At 64.6% G+C, this 1,059-nt stretch carries 2 protein-coding genes; both read left to right on the forward strand.

What is annotated here, in order from left to right; genetic code table 11:
- A partial coding sequence (locus MXB90_RS17705; RefSeq protein ID WP_250046725.1) for a hydantoinase B/oxoprolinase family protein occupies positions 1-643 on the forward strand: 643 nt, incomplete at its 5' end.
- Positions 644-729: 86 nt separating this feature from the next.
- Positions 730-1,059 (forward strand): helix-turn-helix domain-containing protein (locus MXB90_RS17710; protein ID WP_250046726.1); only part of this gene is annotated, 330 nt, incomplete at its 3' end.

A 1,059-nucleotide genomic window follows, 5' to 3' on the forward strand; every position in this document is an offset into this window, starting at 1 on the left:
CCGCTGCTCCCATCCCGCCGCTGTGGATGGCCGCATCACCGCCTGCCAGCGTGTGGTCGACCTGATCCACGGCGCCCTGTCGCAAGTGGTTCCCGAGCGCGTCACGGCGGCCTCCAACGGGTCGGTCGCGGTGGCAAGCTTTGACGGGCGCCGTGAGGATGGCTCGCTCTGGGTCTATCTTGAGACCATCGGCGGCGGTTCTGGCGCGCGGTACAACAAGGACGGCCTTGATGGCGTCCATGTACACATGACCAACACCTCGAACCTGCCGGTCGAAGCGCTGGAGAACGAATATCCGATTACCCTGCGGCGGTATGAACTGGTCGACGGTTCTGGCGGGGCGGGCGAGTTCAACGGCGGCATGGGTCTGCGCCGGGTCTATCGCGCAGAAAAACCCTGCCGGGTTCAGGTCATGGGCGCGCGCCTTTCCACCCGACCCTGGGGCCTGAAAGGCGGCGAGTCGGGGGCCTCGGGCTATTTCACGCTCAACGCGGTGCGCTCGGGGTTCGAACGGGCAGCCGTGGATCTTTTGCCGGGCGACATCCTCGAGATCGTTACCCCTGGCGCGGGGGGGTACGGAGATCCCACCTGCCGCAGCGAAGCCGCCAAGGCCCGGGACGCGCGTGAAAAACGCTTTGCCTGAGCCCTGAGGAAGCTGGTATGTCATTAGCATAGATGCTGCACTGCCCCGTGCCCCGGGGCAGTGCTTATCATTTACGGGACAGGGTCATGGCCAGACAATCATCGAGCAATGCCGGCCGCGCAGCAGAACTGCTGATTCTATTGTCGCAGGTGGGGGCAAAGGGCATGACCTTGGGCGCGATGGCCGAAGCCTGCGGTGAGGCGCGATCCAGCGTCCACCGAACCCTTACCGCTCTATCCGATCACGGTCTGGTGGTGCAGGGCGGCAACCGGGGCAGCTACCGTCTGGGTCCGGCGGCCTATGCGCTCGCGTTGCGCACGCCCTCAATCAACGAATTGGTCGACACCTATCGGCCGGCACTCATTGAGGTGACGGCGCATACGCAATTGTCTTCGTATCTGATGTTGCGCAGCGGG

This window comes from Phaeovulum molybdatiresistens, assembly GCF_023544865.1.
GTDB lineage: Bacteria > Pseudomonadota > Alphaproteobacteria > Rhodobacterales > Rhodobacteraceae > Pontitalea.